Source organism: Pedococcus sp. P2_F6 (genome assembly GCF_056403675.1).
The window spans coordinates 936,889-952,814 of sequence record NZ_JBFUEZ010000001.1; the positions used below are offsets into that span (position 1 = coordinate 936,889).

A 15,926-nucleotide genomic window follows, 5' to 3' on the forward strand; every position below is an offset into this window, starting at 1 on the left:
GCCGGTCAGGAGGCGCTGGGGCGAGCGCCGCGACCCAGCTCGGCCACGGCGGAGGCCAAGGCGATCGGGTCGAGCGGGTGCGGGACCGCGAGGTCGGCGAGGGACCACGTCGCGAGCCAGCCATCCTGAGGTCGTCCGGTCAGGACGAGGACCGGCGGGCACTCGAAGATCTCGCTCTTGAGCTGGCGACACAGGCCCAGCCCACCCATCGGCGCTGCCTCACCGTCGAGGATGAGGACGTCGAAGCGGGCGTTCTCGACGGCCTCGATCACCGCTGCCGCGGTCGCGCACTCACGCCACGACACGACCTCCACGTCCCGCGCCGGACGACGTCCCACCGTGACCCGGACTGCGTCGCGCGTGGTCTTGTCGTCGCTGTACAACAGCACGGAGATCTGGCGGGCCGAGGACCCCGACGAGGTCGGTGCGTCGGCGGCGGTCGCGTGCGAAGCGGTCATGTCGCAGATGCTACCGGTGCGGCGTTTCGGCACGCCCACGCACCCATCGGGGGGTCGACGGTGTGCCGCGCTGCGAATGTGGCTAATCTGGCGCACGTGGCGACCGCATCTCCAGTGACCTCTGAACCCGCCCGCTCAGCCGGCAGCATCCCCGGCCACGGGCCGGTGTCCCGACCCAACATGGTGTCGGTGGGCACCATCGTCTGGCTCTCCAGCGAGCTGATGTTCTTCGCGGGCCTTTTCGCGATGTACTTCACGATCCGCTCGGTGGAGCCGGAGCTGTGGAAGGAGTCGACGGGGGTGCTCAACGTGCCCTTCGCGACGATCAACACGATCGTCCTCGTCGTCTCGTCGGTCTGGTGCCAGCTCGGCGTCCACGCGGCCGAGCACGGCAAACCGCACCGCGGCGACGCCAGCCTCCTCGCCGTCCCGAGCTGGGGCATGCGCGAGTGGTACGTCCTCACCTACATCTTCGGCGCGATCTTCGTCTCCGGTCAGGTGCTCGAGTACTCCGAGCTGGTGCACGAGGGCATCTCCCTCTCCTCCACCGCGTACGGCTCGGTCTTCTACCTCACGACCGGCTTCCACGCGCTGCACGTCACCGGGGGCCTGCTGGCCTTCCTGCTGATCATCGGGCGCACCTTCACGACCCGTCACTACAGCCACGCCCAGGCTGCCGGCGCGGTCGTGACCTCGTACTACTGGCACTTCGTCGACGTGGTGTGGATCGCGCTGTTCGCGACGATCTACCTGCTGAAGTGACCGGCACGATGACCTCCCAGCCCGCCCTGCCCGCCTCCATCGACAGGACCGCACTGTGAACGCCTTGGCCGCCCGCCGTCGCCACCCGGCCGCGATCGCCCTGCTCTTGCTCCTGGGCCTGATCCTCACCGGGGTCGCCTACTCCGCCTTCGCGCCCAAGAAGGCCGACGCCGCCACGGCAGCCGCCAGCACCGTCGAGGACGGCAAGAAGCTCTTCCTCGCCAACTGTGCGACCTGCCACGGGCTGCAGGCCCAGGGGACCAAGGCCGGTCCGGCCCTTCCGGGCGTCGGCGCCGCTGCCGTGGACTTCCAGATGGGCACCGGCCGCATGCCGATGGCTGCGCCGAACGTCCAGGCCCCCCGCGCGGAGCAGGTCCGGTTCACGCAGGACCAGATCTCCGCGGTCGCGGCATACGTCGCGTCGCTGGCCCCCGGACCCGCCATCCCCGAGGCCGAGTACACCAACGGTGAAGGGGGCGACGTCGCCCTCGGCGCCGAGCTATTCCGTGTCAACTGCGCGATGTGCCACAACTTCGCCGGTTCCGGCGGCGCCCTGACCCGCGGCAAGTACGCCCCGAGCCTGCACAACGTCGAGGGCAAGCACATCTACGAGGCCATGGTCACCGGCCCCCAGTCGATGCCCGTCTTCAGCGACGACAACATCTCCCCGGAGTCCAAGAACGACATCGTGGCCTACCTCCACGCGGTCGACGAGCAGGAGAACGTCGGCGGGATGGCGCTGGGCAACCTCGGCCCCGTGTCCGAGGGGCTCTTCGCCTGGATCTTCGGGCTCGGCATCATGGTCGGCTTCGCCGTCTGGCTCGGCCGGAAGGCCGCCTGATGGCTCCGACGGCACAGAGGGCACAGAGGGCACAGAGGGCACACACGGCCATGACGGGTCGGTCACACCCTCTGGCCCAGACCATCGCCCGGGGCGACACTGGAACTGACCACCGCGACTCGACAGGATCGACGACACGATGAGCGAACACGACACGCCGCACGGCGCGGTCGTCGGCACGAGCGACGGCCACGGCGCTGGCCACATGGCCGGCCAGAGCGACGGCCACGGCGACGGCTACGGCTCCACTGCGGTCCGGCTGGACCAGGGCCATGTCGAGGGCACCGGCGGCCTTCCGGCGCACTTCCAGAACCCGGGCCTGCCGCCGCACGCCGCGCGGATGTCGGACCTCGACGAGAAGTCAGCCAAACGGGCCGAGAAGCAGGTCGCCGCGCTCTTCGGCCTCTCCAGCCTGGGCACGGTGCTGTTCATCGTCGCCTACTTCGCGATCGACCCCGAGCGGTCGGGATTCATCCCCGGCATCGGCAACGCAAGCATCTACAACGTCGTCCTCGGCGTGACGATGGCTCTCGCCCTCCTCGGCTGCGGTGTCGGGGCGGTCCACTGGGCCAAGACCCTGATGCCCGACGTCGAGTCGGTCGAGGAGCGACACCCCCTGCGGGCCAAGGACGAGGACCGCACGCGGGTGGTCACCGGTCTCATGGACGGCGGCGACAAGGCCCAGCTCGGCCGTCGCCCGCTCATCAAGTTCTCGCTGGTCGGCGCCCTCGCGCTGCCGCCGCTGGCGATCCTGCTGCCGCTGGTGGGCGGGCTCGGTCCCCTGCCGAAGAACCAACTCTCCACCACGATGTGGAAGAAGGGTGACCGGCTGGTCCGCGACCCCGAGCGCACCCCGATCCGGGCGGATCAGGTCACCATCGGTTCGGTCTTCCACGTGCTCCCCGAGTCGATCAAGGACTCCGAGCACGTGCTCGAGGACAAGGCCAAGGCCGCCGTGCTCCTGATGCGCCTCAACCCCGAGGACATCAAGCCCCAGAAGGAGCGTGACTGGGGCCACGAGGGCATCGTCGCCTACTCCAAGATCTGCACCCACGTCGGTTGCCCGGTTGGTCTCTACGAGCAGCAGACGCACCACCTGCTCTGTCCCTGCCACCAGTCGACGTTCGACGTGACGCAGGACTGCAAGGTCATCTTCGGGCCGGCCAAGCGTCCGTTGCCGCAGCTGAAGATCACCGTTGACGCGCAGGGTTACCTGATCGCCGACGCCCCGTTCCGCGAGGCCGTCGGTCCGAGCTTCTGGGAGCGTGGTTCCGCATGAGCACCGACCGCAACCCGACCGGCCGCGACCCGATCGACCGCCTCCGCAGGGACGACCCCCAGCCCGAGGAGCCCACCAACCCCGGCCTGAAGGCCGTCGGGGGCGTGGCGGGCTGGCTGGACGACCGCACGGGAGCGGCCAAGCCGGTCGGCTACCTCATGAAGAAGGTCTTCCCCGAGCACTGGTCCTTCATGCTCGGCGAAGTCGCCATGTACTCCCTGATCATCTGCCTGCTCTCGGGCACGTTCCTTACCTTCTGGTTCGTCCCCAGCGCCGGTCAGGTCGTCTACGACGGCAGCTACCTGCCCCTGCGTGGCATCACGATGTCGGAGGCGTTCCGGTCGACGGTGGACATCTCCTTCGACATCCGCGGCGGTCTGCTCATCCGCCAGATCCACCACTGGGCGGCGCTGATGTTCATCGTCGCGCTGTCGGTCCACATGCTGCGCGTGTTCTTCACGGGTGCCTTCCGCAAGCCGCGTGAGATCAACTGGGTGATCGGCTGCATCCTGTCGATGCTGGCCCTGATCGAGGGTTTCGCCGGCTACTCCCTGCCGGACGACCTGCTCTCCGGGACCGGCCTTCGCGCCGCAGAAGGCTTCATGCGCTCGGTGCCCGTGCTCGGGTCCTACCTGTCGTTCGCGCTGTTCGACGGCCCCTTCCCCGGCGAGGCGATCATCCCCCGCCTGTTCTCGATCCACGTGCTGCTGCTCCCGGCGATCCTGGTCGGACTGTTCACCGCCCACATCGGGCTGGTGTTCGTGCACAAGCACACCCAGTTCCCCGGGCCCGGCCGCACCAACGACAACGTCGTCGGCTTCCCGGTCATGCCGGTGTATGCCGCGAAGGCCGGTGGCTTCTTCTTCATCGTCTTCGGCGTCATCTCGCTGATCTCTGGATTGGTCACCATCAACCCGATCTGGGCCTATGGTCCCTACGACCCCTCGCCGGTCACGGCAGGAGCCCAACCCGACTGGTACATGGGCTTCGCCGACGGCGCGCTGCGTCTGTTGCCCGGCTGGCTTGAGTTCACCGCCTTCGGCTTCACGTTCTCGTTCAACGTGATGATCGGCGCCATCCTCCTGATCCCGGTCATGTACGGCCTGATGGGCGCCTACCCGTTCCTCGAGAAGTGGGTCACCGGCGACCACCGCGAGCACCACCTGCTCGACCGGCCGCGCAACAACCCCACGCGCACAGGGCTGGGCATGGCAGCGTTGACGGCCTACGGCGTGCTCATGTTCGCCGCGGGCAACGACCTCATGGCGATCAAGCTGCACCTGTCGATCAACGACATCACCCACACCCTGCGGGCAGCCTTCTTCATCGCGCCACCGATCGTCTTCTGGGTCACCAAGCGCATCTGCCTGTCGTTGCAGCGCAAGGACCGCGACCTGGTCCTGCACGGCCGCGAGACCGGACGCATCGTGCGTACCGCCGACGGGAAGTTCTTCGAGCAGCACGAGCCGCTCGACGAGTTCACCCGCTGGAACCTCGTCCAGCACGAGGACCACGAAGTCCTGCTGCTCGAGGCGGGAACCGACGCCCACGGCGTCGCCTCACCGACGGCCCGCAAGGACAAGGCCCGCTCGGCCCTGTCGCGGTTCTACTTCACCGACAGCATCAACCCGGTGACGCCGGCCGAGCTGGCCGCGGCACACCACGACGGCCATGGCCACGAGGCGATCGAGGCCGCTCCGAGCAGCGACGAGTCGCGGCCGGCCCTCGAGAGCTCGCGCAGGGAGCCCCCCAAGCGTCCCTGAGGCCCGTCACAAGCCCACCAGAGGCTCCCTGAGCCTCTCAGGCCAACACCCCCGGGTATGCCGCCCGCTCACCACCCACGCCTCGCGTGCGGCCGCGAGCGGGCGGCATACCGATGCCGGGGGTGTTTCGGCGTTGCGGCCCTCACGTGACAGGCTGGCCCCGTGGTCGAGATGGGGGCAGCCGAGTTCGAAGTGGCCGTGGGCGACGCCCTCGACGCCGTGCCTCCCGAGCTGATGCGGCTGCTGGACAACGTCGTCTTCTTCGTCGAGGACGAACCGCCACCGGACGACCCCGACCTGCTCGGCGTCTATGACGGGACCCCCATCACCGAGCGTGGTGACGGCTGGGCGGGGGCGCTGCCTGACCGGATCACGATCTTCCGCGGCCCGTTGACCCGGATGTGCGAGGACCGCGAGGACCTCCTCGACGAGATCGCCGTGACCGTGGTGCACGAGATAGCGCACCACTTCGGGATCGACGACGCTCGCTTGCACGACCTCGGCTGGGGGTGAGCCCTGCCACGCGCACCCCACGACGCGCAGGTGCCGTGCCCCGGTCACAGGACACGGCACCGGTGGTGCGTTGGAGCTACTTCCGCGCGCCGCTGAGCTGGACCGTCTGCTCGGCGTAGCCGACCGCGCACTCGAAGACGCCACAGGCGAACGCGAAGGTCACGCTCGCACCCTTGCCGCCCTTGAAGAGGCCGTTGTCGCTGTAGGCGGTGCCGGACCAGGTGTGGGTCGCCCCGTCGCACTGGATGGGGTTGACGAAGAAGAAGCCGTTGATCTTGACCCGGCCGACCTGCTGGGTGAGGGTGCCCTCGATGTCGCTGAAGAAGTCGTCGGCGTTCGTGCAGGAGTATGTCCCGCTGAGAGTCGCCGAGCCGTCCTTGTTGGCCACTCCCCGCGGGTTGACGGTGATGGTCGCCTCCGGCGGCGGCGGGGCGTTGTCGAAGGTGACGACCAGGTTCCCGCCGACGGCGGTGGTGTCGCTGAATGCGACGACGTAGTAGGTCTGCCCGGCCGTGGTTGCGAATCCGACCGTGGTCGGGCCGCACGCCACGAGGTTGCCGGCAGCGGGATCGCCCTCGGTCACCATGAAGCCGCCCGAATAGCTGGAGGCCGACATGTCAGCGATGACGCCACCGTCAGTCGCGGCGGTGTAGCGGAACCAGACGCTGGCGTTGGTGAACGGCGCTCCACACTGCGCGTTCAGCGCGGCATCGGTGGCATCGGTCTTGGCGCCGGTGGTGTCCTGCTCGAAGGTGCTGGGCAGGGCCGAGACGACGGTTGCCTTGGCAGCGGTGTCGTTCGGAGCGGGTGCCGCGGTGGCGGCGGAGGCCAGCACCGGCACCAGGAGCAGTGCGGCGGCGGCGGACAGGGCGGAGCGAGACATCAACAACATGTGGATCCCCCAGCTGTGTGATGGACCATGCCCCAGTGGATGGTCACACCCGGATTGACTCCACCCGACCGGCTCGCGGTTGCATGCTTGACCAAGAAATTGCTCGCGGTCGACCAAGCCTTTGCCGTCGACGAGCGGCGCGACGACACCCGGAGGACGCCCTGGGGGCCCTCGGACGCCGCTCAGGCGAGCGCGCTCTGCGCCTTCCAGCCGGCGAACGAGTACTGCCAGACGCCGATGCCCTCAGAGGGCTGGAACTGCCGGGACGAGCCGGTGAACTTCACGACGTCGCCGGCCTTGGAGTTGGCGTACATCCAGGCGGCGTTGGCGGGGGACATGTTCACGCAGCCATGGCTGACGTTGGCGCTGCCCTGTGCTCCGACCGACCAGGGCGCGGAGTGGAGGTACTCCCCCGTCCACGTCACGCGCATGGCGGACTGCGTGGTGATCTTGTAGTAGCCGGGCTCGCCCTTCTTGATCCCGATGGTCGTCGAGTCCATGACGACGGTGCCCTCCTTGCGGATGATCACCTTGATGCCGGAACGGGTCTCGGTCTGCGGGCCCGGGCGCCCGGCACTGATCGGGATGGTCTTGATCACGGCGCCGCCGCGGGTCACGGTCATGACGTGGCGCTTGATGTCCACGGTGGAGACCATCGAGGAGCCGATGGTGAAGCTGGCGGAGTCGTCGTTGCCGACCCATTTGCCCTCGCCGGTCTGGACGCCGGTGAGGGGGGCACTGATGGTGACCTTGGTGCCGGGCTTCCAGTAGTTCACGGGCCGCCACATGAGCTGGCGGTTGTCGAGCCAGCCCCAGGCGCCGGCCTGCTTGGGTGAGGTGGTGACCTTGACGAGCTTCTCCACCTCGCCGCGCAGCTTCGCGGTGGCGACCGCGGAGTCGAACTGGATGCTCACCGGCATGCCGACGCCCACGGTCTCGCCCGAGTTGAGGATGCCGTAGGTGGCCGTGACCTTGGGCTTGAGGGTGGTGAACGTGGAGGTCGTCGTGGACGGCGTGCCGTCCGGACCCGTTGCCTTCGCGGTGACGGTGTAGGACGCGCTGGGTGCCAGTCGCGCGCTGGAGGTCCAGGAGCCATCGGTACCGAGGGCGCCTGCGACCGTGGCGCCGTTGGCGTCGGTCACGGCGACCTCACCGAGCGAACCGGTGGTGGCCTTGACCACGACGGGCTCGGTGGGCAGCACGTCGGTCGCGTCCTGGGCCGGGCTGATCGTGAGCTCCGCGGGAGTGGGCGTCGCCGACGAGGAGGACGAGCTGCTGCTCGAGCTGGCTGCGACGTTGTCGGTGCTCGGGCTGTCCACGGCGCCTGAGCACCCGGCCAGCACGGTCACCCCCGCCAACGCGGCCACGGCCAAGGCCGTGGCCAGTCGTCGTGACCCCTGTGTCCTACCCACCACGTGTGTGCTCCTGTGCTCTGCGCCACCGTGGCGCCCTGTGCGTGACTTGTTCGTGTGCGGCTGGACCGGTCGGATGGTGCCCCGACGATGCCCGTCACCCGAACAGACGCCGGGCAGCCCTCATTGGTTGGCTATGCAGCTGTGTCTGGCCGGGCGATCACGATCCCGCGCCCAGCCCCCTGGAGCCGAGCCCCCTGGAAGAGGTCCGCCCCTGCGCGGACCTGGCAGCAGTCTACCTGCTCGGGATGGGTGCCTTGACACGACGAAGGGCCGGGCGTACCCCCCCGAGGGGTGGTACGCCCGGCCGAGCTGTCGATGGAGCGCCGTCAGACGGCGTGCGGGCCCTTGAAGTACTCGAAGGTCCAGCCCACCAGGGCGACGACCCCGAAGCCCGCCCCGATGATGAACAGCCACCAGCCGACGGCCAGGCCGAGGAAGCACAGGGCGGACGCTCCGGCGAGGGCCAGGGGCCACCAGGAGTGCGGGCTGAAGAAGCCGTACTCGCCCTCCTGCTCCCAGATCTCGCCGCTGGGGTTGTCCTCGGGCCGCTCCGGGAGGCGCCGCGCCGTGGCCCACAGGTAGAAGGCGATCATGGCGCCGAGACCGGCGGACAGGAACAGCCCTGCCGGGCCGACCGGCTCCCGCCAGTGGGTGAAGATGCCGTAGATGAGCCCCAAGGGGGCGAAGAAGGCAGCCAGGATGACGAAGAGCTTGTACTCGATCTTCACGGGTCAGTCACGCTCCTCGTGGAACCGCGGGTGCTTGTGCTCGTCGAACTCGCCCGTCGCGTGGTGCTCGGACGTGCGGGTCTCGGCCATGATCCGAGTCAGGGTGTCCGGGTCGGCGTGCACCCCACCGAGCGGCGCCGCCTCGGGGTGGTGCAGGTCGAAGGCCGGGCGCTCGGAGCGGATCCGCGGGAGCACGTCGAAGTTGTGACGCGGCGGCGGGCAGGACGTCGCCCACTCCAGGGAGGCGCCGTAACCCCACGGGTCGTCGGTCTCGACCAAGGGCGCCGTGCGCCAGGTCTTCCAGACGTTGTAGAGGAACGGCAGCGTCGACGCGGCCAGCAGGAAGGCACCGAAGGTGGACACCTGGTTCTCCCAGGTGAAGCCGTCCTCGGGCAGGTAGTCGGCGTAGCGACGCGGCATACCGTCGACACCCAGCACGTGCTGGATCAGGAACGTCGTGTGGAAGCCGATGAACAACATCCAGAAGTGGATCTTGCCCAGCGTCTCGTCGAGCATCCGCCCGGTGAACTTCGGCCACCAGAAGTAGAAGCCGGCGAACATCGCGAACACCACGGTGCCGAACACGACGTAGTGGAAGTGGGCCACCACGAAGTAGCTGTCGGAGAGGTGGAAGTCCAGCGCCGGGCTGGACAGGATGATGCCGGTCAGGCCGCCGAAGAGGAAGGTGACCAGGAAGCCGACCGCCCAGAGCATCGGTGTCTCGAAGGACAGCTTTCCGCCCCACATCGTGCCGATCCAGTTGAAGAACTTCACGCCGGTGGGCACCGCGATCAACATGGTCATCACTGCGAAGAACGGCAGCAGCACCTGGCCGGTGGCGTACATGTGGTGGGCCCACACGGTCACCGAGAGGGCCGCGATGCCGATGGTCGCGAAGACCAGCGTCTTGTAGCCGAAGATCGGCTTGCGCGAGAAGACCGGCAGGATCTCGGAGATGATGCCGAAGAAGGGCAGGGCGATGATGTAGACCTCTGGGTGGCCGAAGAACCAGAACAGGTGTTGCCACAGCATCGGCCCGCCGTTGTCGGCCTCGAAGATCTGGGCCCCGAACTTGCGGTCTGCACCCAGCGCCAGCAGGGCCGATGCGAGCACCGGGAAGGCCATCAGCACGAGCAGGCTGGTGACCAGGATCGTCCAGGTGAAGATCGGCATGCGGAACATCGTCATGCCGGGCGCGCGCATGCAGATGATCGTGGTGATGAAGTTGACGGCACCGAGGATGGTGCCGAAACCACCGAGCGCGAGACCGAAGACCCACAGGTCACCACCGAGGCCGGGGGTGTTTGAGGCGTCCGACAACGGCGAGTACGCGAACCAGCCGAACGACGCCGCCCCCGAGGGGGTGAGGAAGCCTGCGGAGGCGATCAGGCCACCGAACAGGTAGAGCCAGTAGGCGAACATGTTCAGCCGCGGGAACGCGACGTCAGGGGCGCCGATCTGGATCGGCATGAGGGCGTTGGCGAACCCGGCGAACAACGGCGTCGCGAACAGCAGCAGCATGATCGTGCCGTGCATCGTGAACAGCTGGTTGAACTGGTCGGGGTTGTCCACGACCTGCAGTCCGGGCTGGAACAGCTCCGCACGGATCAGCAGGGCGAGCACGCCGCCGAACATGAAGAAGAGGAACGAGGTGATGAAGTAGAGGTTGCCGATGACCTTGTGGTCGGTCGTCGACGCCCACTTCACGACCGTCTGACCCTTGGTGAGCCGGCGGGTCGCCGTCGCCTCGGTGGAACGGTAGTACGTCCCGGCCGAGGTGGACTCGGTTGCCGCTGCCATCAGTTGCCCCCTGCACTCGGGATGAGGTGTTGGTCTTCGTCCATGACCTTGGCGGGGTTCAGGCTGTTGTCGAGCTGACCGCTGTTGCCCTGCGCCTTGAGCTCGGAGATGTGCTGTTCGTAGGCGGCCTGGTCGACGACCTTGACGTTGAACAGCATCTGCGAGTGGTAGGCGCCACACAGCTCGGCGCACTTGCCCTTGAAGTCACCGGTCTCGGTCGGGAAGACCTGGAACTTGTTGACCCGCCCCGGGATCATGTCGAGCTTCTGCAGGAATGCCGGGACCCAGAAGGAGTGGATGACGTCCCTCGACGTCAGCACGAACTCGGTGCGCTTGTTGACCGGCAGGTAGAGCGTCGGCAGGTTCTTCTCGGTGCCGGGCTCCCCCGTGAGCTCGGCCTGCGTGCCGCTCTCGTAGGTCTGCTCGTTGACGTAGTTGAAGTCCCAGCTCCACTTCTTGCCCACCACGTTGACGACGACGTCCGGGTGCTTGGAGGTGTCGAGCAGGGCGGCCTCGTCACGCGCGGTGTAGTAGAAGAGCACCGCGATCATGAACACCGGGACGATCGTGTAGAGGATCTCCATCGGCACGTTGTAGCGCAGCTGCACCGGCAGACCCGTGTCGTCCTTGGCCCGGCGGTAGGCGACGACACACCAGCCGATCAGGCCCCAGACGAGGGCGCCGACGAGGAGCGCGGCGATCCACGCGCCGTTCCACAGCGAGGTCACGCGTTCGCCGCCCTCGGTCACCGCACGGGGGAGGAAACCGTCCTGCACGCGCCCCGCACACCCCGAGAGGGTGAGGGCCACGAGCGACAGCCCGAGAGCCGTGGTCGATCTCCTGCTTGCAGTCCGCCGCCTGTGTGGGCGCGGCGCAGAGACGTCGTGCTGACGCAACGGTGCACCTTCTTCGAGACAGTGATGGGCCATCGCGCCAAACCCTACTCCAGCGAGTGCGTGTCGTCCGGTCAGGGTGGGACTAACGTCGGGGTGTGGCGAACCCCTCCCCGGACGACGGTTCCGACCGCGCGTTTCTCGATGCGGCACCCGGCCCCATGCACCCCCGCGCCAGGGAGACCCTCGTCGCCGCGATCGATGCAGGGTGGGCCGACCCGCGACGCCTTCACCGTGAGGCGCGGGCCGCGCGCCGCCTGCTCGACCAGGCCCGTGAAGTGCTCGCGGCAGGACTCCAGGTCCGCCCCTCCGAGGTGGCCTTCGCCCCCGACGGCTCGACCGCCGTCCGCTGGATGGTCGAGGGCTTCAGGTATGCCGCGCGCCGTCGTGGAGCGCGCGTGGTCGCCTCCGCGGTCGAGCACTCGGCAGTGCTGGTCCCGGGCCGCCACTGCGCGGACTCCGCCGGCGACCCGGCGTTGTTCGCCACGGTCGGGGTGGACGGGGCTGGTCGGGTGGACCTCGAGGCGTGGTCCCGGGCGATCACAGCCCCCGGCACCGTCGCTGCTGCCCTCCAGCACGCCAACGGCGAGGTCGGCACCGTGCAGCCGCTCGACCGCGCCTGGGCGCTCTGCCAGGAGGCCGGGCTGCCGCTCGCCGTCGACGCCCAGGCCTCGCTGGGCCGGATGGCCGGCCCCACCTCCTACGACGCCCTTGCGGGCGATGCCCAGTCCTGGGGCGGTCCCGGCGGCCTCGGGGTGGTCGTGCTGCCCGAGCGCGCCCGGTGGCTGCTCCCCGGCGCGCCGGACCCCGACGCGGCGCTCAGCGGCCCGACCCGACACACCCCGTGGGTGCCTCTTGCCCTTGCCGCCGCGGAGGCCTGGCAACAGACCGAGGCGACGCGCGAGTCCGACGCGGCCGAGACCTTCACGCTCGTGGACCGGATCCGGGCCGCCGCGGCAGCCGTTCCCGACGTCGAGGTCGTGGGCGACGCGACCGTGCGACTCCCCCACGTCGTGACGTTCTCGGCCCTCTACGCCGACGGCGAGGCGCTCGTCCGCGAGTTCGACCGGCGCGGCTTCGGGGTGGGTTCGGGTTCGGCGTGCACGGCCAGCACGCTCGAACCCAGCCACGTCCTCGCGGCGATGGGTGCCCTGACGCACGGCAACGTGCGGATCACGGTGCCCCTCGCGGCGGTCGCTCCCGAGCGCGCGGCCCAGGTCGACGCCTTCTGCGAGGTGATCGCTGACGCGGTCGCCTCGGTCCGCGCCGAGCTCGGAGCACACCGGTTGTGAGCCCTCCCCGGGACGGAGCGGAGTCCCCGCCCCTCGTCGTCGACGCACGTGGCCTGCGCTGCCCCCTGCCCGTCATCCGCCTGGCACAGGCCGCACGGGACGCGGCACCCGGAGCCGTGATGGAGGTGTGGGCCACGGACCCGGCGGCCAGGGCCGACATCCCCGCGTGGTGCCGGATGCGCGGCCAGGACTACCTCGGTGAGGTGCCCACGGACGGTGACCACGCGGCATACCGGGTCCGGCTGGTGTCCTGAGGCCTCGGCCTCAGGAAGCGGCGCCGAAGGTCGGTGGCGCCAGGGCGACGGCGTCCTCGAGCAGGCGCAGGTAGTCGCGTCGCGAGACCGTCACCACCCCGAGGCTGCGCAGGTGGTCGGTGGCCCACTGCACGTCGATCAGCCGTCGCGGGTCGCCGTCGGCGAAGACGTAGCCCGCGGTGGCGACCACGGCCGCCTTGGAGGCGTCGGTCACGCGGTGGAACATCGACTCGCCCGCGAAGAGCCCGCCGACGGTGATTCCGTAGAGCCCGCCGACGAGCTCACCGTCCTGCCACGTCTCGATGCTGTGGGCCCATCCCAGAGCGTGCAGCTCGGTGTAGGCATCGGCGATCTCCTCGGTGATCCATCGCCCGTCCCGGCGCGGGTCGGCGCACGCGTCGACGACCTGCCGGAAGGCGGTGTCCACCCGCATCTCGAAGCGCCGCAACGACTTCTGCAGCGACCGACTGGCGTGGACGCCACCGGGCAGCAGCACGCCGCGGGGATCCGGCGACCACCACCCGAGCGGCCTGGCACCGTGCTCGCCCAGGCCCATCGGGAAGACGCCGCTGCGATAGGCCTCGACGAGGGTCCCAGCCCGCAGGTCGCCCCCGACCGCGACCATGTCCTCGCCGTCCTCCACCTCGCTGAGGTCGAACTCCCACGTGGTCGGCAGGGGCTCGACCGGGTCGGTCGCCACCGGTGGCGTCCTACGGCGCGATGCAGGCGATGTGGGGTTCGATGGCGTCGGCCGACTCCTGGCCGTACGCGTCCGCCAGCCGCTGGAGGAAGCTCGCCTTGCCGAGGGTGTACTCCTGGGTGCCCACCGTCTCGATGACGTAGGTCGCCAGCATCGACCCGAGCTCGGCGGCGTGCCGCAGCCCCAGGTCGGCTGCCAGACCGGTGAGGAAACCTGCGCGGAACGCGTCGCCCACTCCGGTCGGGTCGGCGCGCCGGACCTCGCGCGCCACCGACACCTCGATGGGGTCCTCCCCCTTGCACTCGATGGTGACGCCCTCCTTGCCCCGCGTGATGACGCGCGTGTGCACCCGGTCGGCAACCTCCTCGGCACTCCAGCCGGTCTTCTGCTCGGTGAGCGCGGCTTCGTACTCGTTGGTGAGCAGGAAGTCGGCACCGTCGATGAGCTGGCGGATCGTCGCGCCGTCGGCGAAGGCCAGCTGCTGGCTGGGGTCGGCAGCGAACGGTATGCCGCGCGAGCGGCACTCGCGGGTGTGGCGCAGCATCGCCTCGGGGTCGTTGGCACCGATGAGCACGAGGTCGAGCCCGCCGACACGCGTGGCGATCGGGCCGAGCTCGATGGCCCTTGCTTCGCTCATCGCGCCGGCGTAGAAGGTCGCGATCTGGGCCATGTCCTCGTCCGTCGTGCAGACGAAGCGTGCGGTGTGCTTGGACTCGGACGTGTGCACCGATGCGCAGTCCACCCCGTGCCGCTCGAGCCAGCTGCGGTAGTCGCCGAAGTCCTCACCGACCGCTCCGACGAGGATCGGGCGCTGGCCGAGGTTGGCCATGCCGAACGCGATGTTGGCGGCCACGCCCCCGCGGCGCACCTCGAGGTCGTCGGCGAGGAATGACAAAGAGACCTTGTCGAGCTGCTCCACGACGAGGCTGTCGCGGAACCTGCCCTTGAAGGTCATCAGGTGGTCGGTGGCAATGGAACCCGTGATGGCTATCTGCACTCTGGGAAACCTACCGTGCCATCCACCGAATGACTGTTGCTGCTGGCCCTGTGACACGGCACAGTCACCTCCATGAGCGAACCCGAGATCGGTGCCTTCGACTTCAGCGCCCTGCGCGCGACCTTCGTCAACTGCACGCTGAAACGGTCTCCGGAGCGGAGCCACACGCAGGGGCTGGTCGACATCAGCGCCGCCATCATGCGCAAGCACGGAGTCGACGTCGAGGTGATCCGGGCGGTCGACCACGACATCGCGACCGGCGTCTACCTCGACATGACCGAGCACGGCTGGGACCGCGACGAGTGGCCGACCCTGTTTGCCCGGATCATCGACTCGGACATCCTCGTGGTGGCGGGCCCGATCTGGCTGGGCGACAACTCCAGCATCACCAAGCAGGTCATCGAGCGGCTCTATGCGGGGTCATCCATGACGAACGCGGCAGGTCAGTACGTCTACTACGGAAAGGTCGGTGGCGCGATCATCACCGGCAACGAGGACGGCATCAAGCACTGCTCGTCCAACATCCTCTACAGCCTCCAGCACATCGGCTACTCCATCCCACCGGCTGCGGACGCCGGGTGGATCGGCGAGGCGGGACCCGGTCCGTCCTACCTCGACCCGGGCAGCGGCGGCCCCGAGAACGAGTTCACCCAGCGGAACACCACGTTCATGACGTGGAACCTCATGCACCTGGCGGCCATGTTGAAGGCGGCGGGTGGCTTCCCGGTGGGCGGCAACCAGCGCACCGAGTGGGACGCGGGCGCCCGGTTCGACTACCCCAACCCTGAGTACCGCTAGACCACACGCGAGAGGGCCCGTCACCAGTGGTGACGGGCCCCTCGGCGTTGCTCAGCTGCTGTGCGTGATCAGCTGCCGTGCTCGATCAACTGAAAGAGTCGCCGCAGGCGCAGGAGCTGCCCGCGTTGGGGTTGTCGATCGTGAAGCCCTGCTTCTCGATCGTGTCGGCGAAGTCGATGCTCGCGTCGACGAGGTAGGGGGCGCTCATCCGGTCCACGACGACCTCGACACCGTCGAAGTCGCGCACGAGGTCACCGTCGAGGGTGCGCTCGTCGAAGTAGAGCTGGTAGATGAGGCCCGAGCAGCCACCGGGCTGCACGCCGACGCGCAGGCGCAGGTCGTCGCGGCCCTCCTGCTCGAGCAGGGACTTGACCTTGGCGGCAGCAACGTCGGTGAGGAGCACGCCGTGCGTGGCCTCGGCAGGCGCCTCGGTCGCGTCGGCGGTCGTCGCCGGGGCGGTCTGGTCCTGAACACTCATGATGATGAGTCCTTCATGTCGGTGGAGGTCGGCCACCAGTGCCAACCTGCGGTTCTCGCGAAA

General features: G+C 68.8%; 17 protein-coding genes. 8 read left to right on the forward strand and 9 right to left on the reverse strand.

What is annotated here, in order from left to right; all coding sequences use genetic code 11:
* Positions 1–5 precede the first annotated feature (5 nt).
* The gene (locus AC1DWP_RS04460; protein ID WP_477613229.1) at positions 6–458 is read right to left on the reverse strand and encodes a response regulator; all 453 of its coding nucleotides are present in this window, start codon (positions 456–458) and stop codon (positions 6–8) included.
* 96 nt (positions 459–554) lie between these two features.
* Between AC1DWP_RS04460 and ctaE the strand changes: the two genes are divergently transcribed.
* From ctaE to AC1DWP_RS04485, 5 genes are all read left to right on the forward strand, one after another.
* Entirely contained in the window at positions 555–1,220 is a 666-nt protein-coding gene (gene ctaE / locus AC1DWP_RS04465) for an aa3-type cytochrome oxidase subunit III (RefSeq protein WP_477613230.1), read from the forward strand.
* A 55-nt stretch (positions 1,221–1,275) separates the two neighbouring features.
* On the forward strand, positions 1,276–2,061 hold the full coding sequence (gene qcrC / locus AC1DWP_RS04470) for a cytochrome bc1 complex diheme cytochrome c subunit (RefSeq protein WP_477613231.1): 786 nt from the start codon (positions 1,276–1,278) through the stop codon (positions 2,059–2,061).
* A gap of 205 nt (positions 2,062–2,266) precedes the next feature.
* Complete coding sequence (gene qcrA / locus AC1DWP_RS04475) at positions 2,267–3,340, forward strand: cytochrome bc1 complex Rieske iron-sulfur subunit (RefSeq protein ID WP_477613435.1); 1,074 nt, start codon at positions 2,267–2,269, stop codon at positions 3,338–3,340.
* Complete coding sequence (gene qcrB / locus AC1DWP_RS04480) at positions 3,337–5,103, forward strand: cytochrome bc1 complex cytochrome b subunit (protein WP_477613232.1); 1,767 nt, start codon at positions 3,337–3,339, stop codon at positions 5,101–5,103. The genes qcrA and qcrB overlap by 4 nt, the downstream gene beginning before the upstream one ends.
* A 171-nt stretch (positions 5,104–5,274) precedes the next feature.
* Positions 5,275–5,616: a metallopeptidase family protein gene (locus tag AC1DWP_RS04485; protein ID WP_477613436.1), complete on the forward strand. Its 342-nt coding sequence runs from the start codon at positions 5,275–5,277 to the stop codon at positions 5,614–5,616.
* 76 nt (positions 5,617–5,692) lie between these two features.
* Here the strand turns inward: AC1DWP_RS04485 and AC1DWP_RS04490 are convergent, their stop codons facing one another.
* From AC1DWP_RS04490 to ctaC, 5 genes are all read right to left on the reverse strand, one after another.
* On the reverse strand, positions 5,693–6,508 hold the full coding sequence (locus AC1DWP_RS04490; protein WP_477613233.1) for a DUF6299 family protein: 816 nt from the start codon (positions 6,506–6,508) through the stop codon (positions 5,693–5,695).
* Between the two features lie 182 nt (positions 6,509–6,690).
* Entirely contained in the window at positions 6,691–7,923 is a 1,233-nt protein-coding gene (locus tag AC1DWP_RS04495) for a L,D-transpeptidase (RefSeq protein ID WP_477613234.1), read from the reverse strand.
* 326 nt (positions 7,924–8,249) lie between these two features.
* Entirely contained in the window at positions 8,250–8,651 is a 402-nt protein-coding gene (locus AC1DWP_RS04500) for a cytochrome c oxidase subunit 4 (RefSeq protein ID WP_477613235.1), read from the reverse strand.
* 3 nt (positions 8,652–8,654) lie between these two features.
* The gene (gene ctaD / locus AC1DWP_RS04505) at positions 8,655–10,451 is read right to left on the reverse strand and encodes an aa3-type cytochrome oxidase subunit I (RefSeq protein WP_477613236.1); all 1,797 of its coding nucleotides are present in this window, start codon (positions 10,449–10,451) and stop codon (positions 8,655–8,657) included.
* Positions 10,451–11,380, reverse strand: coding sequence for an aa3-type cytochrome oxidase subunit II (ctaC, locus tag AC1DWP_RS04510; RefSeq protein ID WP_477613237.1), 930 nt, complete (start codon positions 11,378–11,380; stop codon positions 10,451–10,453). Before ctaC ends, ctaD begins: the two co-directional genes overlap by 1 nt.
* A gap of 62 nt (positions 11,381–11,442) precedes the next feature.
* Here ctaC and AC1DWP_RS04515 point away from each other — a divergent pair, with 62 nt between their 5' ends.
* Entirely contained in the window at positions 11,443–12,636 is a 1,194-nt protein-coding gene (locus tag AC1DWP_RS04515) for an aminotransferase class V-fold PLP-dependent enzyme (protein ID WP_477613238.1), read from the forward strand.
* Positions 12,633–12,890 (forward strand): sulfurtransferase TusA family protein, encoded by a 258-nt coding sequence (locus AC1DWP_RS04520; RefSeq protein ID WP_477613239.1) that lies wholly within the window; start codon positions 12,633–12,635, stop codon positions 12,888–12,890. The genes AC1DWP_RS04515 and AC1DWP_RS04520 overlap by 4 nt, the downstream gene beginning before the upstream one ends.
* Positions 12,891–12,900: 10 nt before the next feature.
* Here the strand turns inward: AC1DWP_RS04520 and aat are convergent, their stop codons facing one another.
* A complete protein-coding gene (aat, locus tag AC1DWP_RS04525; protein ID WP_477613240.1) occupies positions 12,901–13,590 on the reverse strand; it encodes a leucyl/phenylalanyl-tRNA--protein transferase in 690 nt (229 codons plus the stop codon).
* 10 nt (positions 13,591–13,600) lie between these two features.
* Positions 13,601–14,587 (reverse strand): carbohydrate kinase family protein, encoded by a 987-nt coding sequence (locus tag AC1DWP_RS04530; RefSeq protein ID WP_477613241.1) that lies wholly within the window; start codon positions 14,585–14,587, stop codon positions 13,601–13,603.
* A 72-nt stretch (positions 14,588–14,659) separates the two neighbouring features.
* Between AC1DWP_RS04530 and AC1DWP_RS04535 the strand changes: the two genes are divergently transcribed.
* The gene (locus tag AC1DWP_RS04535; protein ID WP_477613242.1) at positions 14,660–15,385 is read left to right on the forward strand and encodes a flavodoxin family protein; all 726 of its coding nucleotides are present in this window, start codon (positions 14,660–14,662) and stop codon (positions 15,383–15,385) included.
* 85 nt (positions 15,386–15,470) lie between these two features.
* Here AC1DWP_RS04535 and erpA read toward each other — a convergent pair whose 3' ends face one another.
* Positions 15,471–15,863 carry an iron-sulfur cluster insertion protein ErpA gene (erpA, locus tag AC1DWP_RS04540; RefSeq protein ID WP_477613243.1) on the reverse strand — a complete coding sequence of 131 codons (393 nt, stop codon included), beginning with the start codon at positions 15,861–15,863 and terminating at the stop codon, positions 15,471–15,473.
* Between the last annotated feature and the right edge of the window lie 63 nt (positions 15,864–15,926).